A 5,984-nucleotide genomic window follows, 5' to 3' on the forward strand; every position below is an offset into this window, starting at 1 on the left:
AGGTCAGCGCGGAGTCAGGTCAGCGCGGAGTCAGGTCAGCGCGGAGTCAGGTCAGCGCGGGCACCTCCAGGGTGAGGGTGCCGCTCTCGGCGTCCAGGACCGCCGGCACGCCCAGCGGCATAGTCAGTGTCGACTCACCATGGCCAAAGCCCAGTTCCTCCACGACCGGTACGCCCAGCCCGCCCAGCCGGTCGAGGAACAGCGTCCGTACGGCGTCGTACGGACCGCACTCCGTCCAGGATCCGAGCGCGACGCCCGCGACGCCGTCCAGCCAGCCGGAGCGTACGAGCTGGGTGAGAACACGGTCGAGGCGGTACGGCTCCTCACCCACGTCCTCGATCAGCAGCAGGCCACCGGCCGCCGAGGGACGCCCGTACGGAGTGCCGAGATCGGCGGCGAGCAGGCTGACACAGCCGCCAAGCGTGACGCCACGGGCCCGGCCGGGGACAAGCGGGCGGGCCGTGTCCCGGCCCAGGGTCCGTACCGAATCGGGCTCGAAGAGCGTGGCCCGCAGCGACTCCTGAGTGGTGGCGTCCTTGAGGAAGCCCACGGTGGCGACCATCGGGCCGTGCAGGGTCGCGAGGCCCATCCGCCGGGCGAACGCCTCGTGCAGCGCGGTGATGTCGCTGTAGCCGACGAAGACCTTGGGGCCCGCCGCCCGCATCGCCGTCCAGTCGAGCAGATCGGCCATGCGCTGGACTCCGTAGCCGCCGCGCGCGCAGAGCACCGCGGAGACGGACGGATCGCACCACGCCTCCTGGAGATCGCTGGCGCGGTCCTCGTCCGTGCCCGCGAGATAACCAAGCTGAGGATGGACGTCCAGGACATGCGGGGCGACGACGGGATCGAGGTCCCAGCCGCGCAGGATGTCGAGCCCCGCTTCGAGCCGCTCCGGCGGGACGGGCCCGCTGGGCGCCACCACCGCGACCTTGGCCCCGGGACGCAGCCGCGCGGGCCTGGTCAGCGGCGGCAGTTGCGCGCGCGGGGACGCCGACTTCTGAGGTGTGGCGGTCACTTCATCAGCTCCAGCCTCGGGATGTCGGTCCGGTCGATGCCGAAGGTCCGCGCGTACAGCGACAGTTCGGCCTCCAGTGCGCGGATCATGGTGTCGGCCCTGCGGAAGCCATGGCCCTCTCCCTCGAAGGCTATGTACGCGTGCGGGATTCCGCGTCCGGCCGTCCGGTCCAGGAACCGCTCGCACTGCGCGGGCGGACAGATCACATCGTCCAGCCCTTGGAGCAGCAGGAAGGGCGCGGTGATCCGGTCGACGTTGTACAGCGGCGAACGCTCGCGGTAGCGGTCGGGAACCTCGGCGAGCGGTCCGATCAGCGACTCCAGATACCTCGACTCGAAGTCATGCGTCTCGTCCGTCGCCCAGCCGAGCAGATCGAGGATCGGATAGATGATCGTGCCGCAGGCGTAGACATCCGTGGTGGTGAGCGAAGCCGCCGCCGTCCAGCCGCCGGCGCTGCCGCCCCGTACGGCGAGTCTGGCCCGGTCGGCGGTGCCCTCCGCGGCGAGCGCCTCGGCGACGGCCGCGCAGTCCTCGACATCGACCACTCCCCACTGCTCGCGCAGCCGCTCGCGGTAGGCCCTGCCGTAGCCGGTGGAGCCGCCGTAGTTGACCTCGGCGACACCGATGCCTCGCGAGGTGAAGTAGGCGATCTCCAGATCGAGGACGAGCGGCACCTGACTGGTGGGTCCGCCATGGGCCCAGATCACATAGGGCGGCAGTTCGCCGTCGGGCGCGCGGTGGCCCGGATGGTGCGGCGGATAGACATGGGCGTGGATCTCACGGCCTCCGGGCCCGGTGAACGTACGGGCCCGGGGCTCGGGATAGTACGCGGCGTCCACCGCGTCCCGGTGCTCCGCGCCGATCACCCGGGCGCGGCCGGTGGCGGTGTCCAGCTCCACGATCTCGTACGCGCTGCGCGGACTCGCGGCGACACCGATCACCCGGTCGCCCTGCACGGCCAGGGTCGGCGCCCATGCCGTCCAGGGCCCGACGGCGTCGGCCAGTTCGCCGGTCGCCGGGTCGAGAATGCCGAGCGCGGTGGTGCCTGTGCCGTGCAGGACGGCGATCAGCCCGTTCTCCAGGGGATGGAACCACTGGAGGCCGATCTTCCAGAGCGGTCCGCCGAACTCCTCGCTCCTTCCGGGGCAGAGGCCGGTGCTCGCGATCACCCCCGGTGCTCCGGCCGGGCCGAGCACGTCGGGGCGGATGCGCTGAAGCTCCCACCAGCCGCTGATGTCGGAGACGAGGAGCAGCGAGCCGTCCGGCGCCCAGTCCACCTGCGCGACGGACTCGTCCGTATCCCCGACCACTGCCCTGACCTCCGTGAACGGGCCGGTCTCCGTCACCTCGCCCAGCATCACCACCGTGCCGTCCCAGGGCATCCGCGGATGGTCCCAGGCGAGCCAGGCGGCATGGCGTCCGTCGGGCGAGAGCCGGGGCCCGGTGAGAAAACGGTGCCGGTCGTCGGACAGCTCCTGTACCGCGGAGCGGTCCTCGGCGGCCGAGCCGTCCAGCGGGACGGCCGCGATCACCCGCCGTACATCGGTGGGCCCTTCGCCGGTGAACTCCTCCAGCACGCACCAGACTTCATCGCGATCCAGGAGCAGCCGCGGATCGGCCCAGCGCAGTCCGCCGCCGGTCGCCGACACCGGAGTGAGCGGCCATGGCCCGCCGACGCCGTCCGGCTCGTACGCGTACAGCCGCTGGTCCGGGAAGTGGACGAAGACGACCAGCGGGCCGCCGTCGGGCCGGGTGACACCGGCCCAGGGCAGACCGCCGTACTCGATCACGCGGCTGCGGACATTCCAGGGAGCCGGCAGCACCGACTCCTCGCGGCCGTCCGTCCGCCGCCGCACCAGCGCGCGCCGGCCCTCCTCCGCCGGACGCGGCTCCGTCCACCACACCTCGTCGCCGACCGCCCCCACATATTCGGGACGCCCGTCGTGCGAGGCTGCCAGCGTGGCGTCGATCGGCGACGGCCACGTCCCGTAGGCGTCCACGGACCGTGTGATCGGCATCGTCAGGGCTCCTAAGCGGATTTCAGATAGTGGTCGAGGACACGGACGCCGAAGTGCAGCGCCGAGACGGGCACCCGCTCGTCCACTCCGTGGAAGAGCGCCTGATAGTCGAAGCCGGGAGGCAGCTTGAGCGGTGAGAAGCCATAGCCGGTGATCCCGAGCCGGGAGAACTGCTTGGCGTCCGTCCCGCCGGACATGCAGTACGGCACGACATGTCCGTCCGGATCGAAGCGCTCGACGGCGGCGCGCAGCTTGGCGAAGGTCGGTGAGTCGACCGGCGCCTGGAGCGCGACCTCACGGTGGTGGAACTCCCACTCCACATCCGGTCCGGTGAGCTGGTCCAGGGTGGTGCGGAACTCCTCCTCGCCGCCGGGCACCATCCGCCCGTCGACATAGGCGATGGCCAGGCCCGGAATCACATTGACCTTGTAACCGGCCTCCAGGACGGTCGGATTGGTGCTGTTCCTTATCGTCGGCTCGACCAGCGCGGCGGCCGGGCCGAGCTTGCCCAGCAGCCCGTCCGGGTCGAAGCCCTCGGCATGGACGTCGACATGTATCCCGTGGAGCGTGGCGAGTTCGGCGAGGGCCGCCCGTACCGTCGGGGTGAGCCTGACCGGCCAGGGATGCTCGCTGATCCTGGCGACGGCGGCGGCGAGCCTGCTGACCGCGTTGGCGCGGTTCACCTTGGAGCCATGGCCGGCCTTGCCATGGGCGGTGAGCTTCAGCCAGCCGGTGCCTCGCTCTCCCGCGGCGATCGGATAGAGCGCCATACCGGGCCCCGCGTGGAAGGTGAAGGCGCCGGATTCGCTGATGCCCTCCGTACAGCCCTCGAACAGCTCGGCGTGCCGTTCGGCGAGAAAGCCCGAGCCGTCGGCGGCGCTTGCCTCCTCGTCGGCGGTGTAGGCGATCACGATGTCCCTGCGCGGCCGGACTCCCGATCTGGCCCAGGCCCGCACGACCGACAGGACCATCGCGTCCATGTTCTTCATGTCGACCGCGCCACGGCCCCACACCACACCGTCCCGGACCTCACCGGAGAACGGATGCGAGGTCCAGTCGGCGGGCTCCGCCGGCACGACGTCGAGATGGCCGTGGACGAGGAGCGCGTCGGCGGACGGGTCCGTGCCCTCGATCCTGGCGACCACATTGGTGCGGCCGGGAGTCCGCTCCAGCAGCGTCGGTTCGATTCCCGCGTCGGCGAGACGCTCGGCGACATACTCGGCCGCGGGCCGCTCCCGGCAGTCCCCACCGCCTCTGTTGGTGGTGTCGATACGGATGAGTTCCGAGGTGAAGGTGACCACCTCGTCGAACGCCGCCGTATCAGGAGCCACACTCGTGTCGATGGGCGTCATGTCAGCCATACTGCTCCTCCACAGCGGCCGAAACGATCGTCGTGACCGCTTTGAAGGTACGAATGGCCTCATACATCGTCCCGCTGGTGTACGTCACACGCCGCTCGCCGCTCGGCGCCACACCCGGCACGACCGTGGCGACCTCGGAGAGATGCGTGGCGTCGAACTCCAGCTCCAGAGTGAAGGGACCGCCCACGACCGGTTCGTACCGCCCGGCGAGCGCCGTGGCCTCCTTGGCGGCGGCACGGATGTCGGCGGCCGTACGCGCCGGAGTCCTGCACACCGCCGCGTACCGCGAGACATGGTCCTTCACCGCGACCTTGTGCGCGTCCGGCGCATATCCGTCGGCGTCCGCGCAGGTCAGATCGTCACCGGTGACCAGCACCACCGGAACGCCGTACTCCGCGACCACCCGTGCGTTCAGCAGTCCCTCGCTCGCCCGCGCACCGTTCAGCCACACACCGGTGAGCGAGTTGGCCAGATAGGTGTGCGCCAGCACGCCCTCCGTACCGGCACCGGTGTGATAACCGACAAAGGCGATGCCGTCCACATCGCCGTGCTGCACGCCCTCGACCATGGAGAGCGACTTGTGTCGCCCGGTGATCATCTGCGCGCGGTCGTCCAGCCGCTCCAGCAGCAGATTGCGCATGGACCAGTGCGCCTCGTTGATGAGCACCTCATCGGCGCCGCCGTCGAGAAAGCCGAGCACCGCCGCGTTGACATCGGATGTGAACAGGGAGCGGCACCGCTCCCACTGCGGTGTGCCCGGCAGAACGTCCGCCGGCCAGGTCACACCGGTGGCGCCCTCCATGTCGGCGCTGATCAAGATCTTCATGGTGAGAAACCGTACGTGTCCTCACGGCACCCTGCCAGCCCTGTGGACAACCACCGGCGGTCCAGACCACCGAAGCACGTCACCGGACCACCGAAGCACGTCATACGCGCCAGGCTCCCGCCGCGGCCTCCGCACGCGCGAAGTCCGCGAAGTCGCGCGGCGGCCGGCCCAGCGCTCGTACGACACCGTCGAGTACGGGCGCCTCCTGGCTCGTCCTGATCGGCTTCAGCGCGTCGACCCAGGTCGCCACGGAGTCCTCGGGCACTCCCTGGGAGATCAGGCGCGCGCGGTAGGCGGCCTCGTCCAGCGGGACATAGCGCGCCCGATGGCCCGTGGCCCTCCCGATCTCGGCCAGACAGTCGTCCACAGTCAGGGCGCGCGGCCCGGACAGTTCGTAGATCCGGCCCTCGTGGCCCGGCCCGGTGAGCGCGGCGACCGCGACCTCGGCGATGTCCTCGGCGTCCACAAAAGACGCCGCTCCGTTCCCGGCGAACAGCGCCAGTTCACCGGCGATCACCTCGTCGCGGAACGCGCCCTCGCTGAAGTTCTGCGCGAACCAGCCCGGCCGCAGGATCGTCCAGGCCACGCCCGAGGCGCGTACCGCCCGCTCGCCCTCGACATGAGGTCCGCCGTCGAAGGCCGGGCCGAAGTAGCCGGGCACATCGGCTCCTCGGGCCGAGAGGAGCACCAGCCTTGTGACTCCGCCCGCCACGGCCTGCTCCACCAGGGCGGGCGTCCGGGACGGCACGGTGTCCAGCGGGACG

At 70.7% G+C, this 5,984-nt stretch carries 5 protein-coding genes; all 5 read right to left on the bottom strand.

Features of this window, described 5'->3' with window-relative positions:
* Positions 1-46 precede the first annotated feature (46 nt).
* Positions 47-1,015: a S66 peptidase family protein gene (locus GA0115259_RS17755; protein ID WP_256098032.1), complete on the bottom strand. Its 969-nt coding sequence runs from the start codon at positions 1,013-1,015 to the stop codon at positions 47-49.
* Complete coding sequence (locus tag GA0115259_RS17760; protein ID WP_093597778.1) at positions 1,012-3,033, bottom strand: S9 family peptidase; 2,022 nt, start codon at positions 3,031-3,033, stop codon at positions 1,012-1,014. The genes GA0115259_RS17755 and GA0115259_RS17760 overlap by 4 nt, the downstream gene beginning before the upstream one ends.
* A gap of 11 nt (positions 3,034-3,044) precedes the next feature.
* Positions 3,045-4,385, bottom strand: a complete 1,341-nt coding sequence (locus GA0115259_RS17765) for a M20/M25/M40 family metallo-hydrolase (protein ID WP_093597781.1) — start codon at positions 4,383-4,385, stop codon at positions 3,045-3,047.
* 1 nt (position 4,386) lies between these two features.
* Positions 4,387-5,220: a M55 family metallopeptidase gene (locus tag GA0115259_RS17770; RefSeq protein ID WP_093597784.1), complete on the bottom strand. Its 834-nt coding sequence runs from the start codon at positions 5,218-5,220 to the stop codon at positions 4,387-4,389.
* Between the two features lie 100 nt (positions 5,221-5,320).
* Positions 5,321-5,984 (bottom strand): NAD(P)H-binding protein (locus GA0115259_RS17775; protein WP_093597787.1); only part of this gene is annotated, 664 nt, incomplete at its 5' end.

Source organism: Streptomyces sp. MnatMP-M17 (genome assembly GCF_900091995.1).
Taxonomy (GTDB): Bacteria; Actinomycetota; Actinomycetes; order Streptomycetales; family Streptomycetaceae; genus Streptomyces.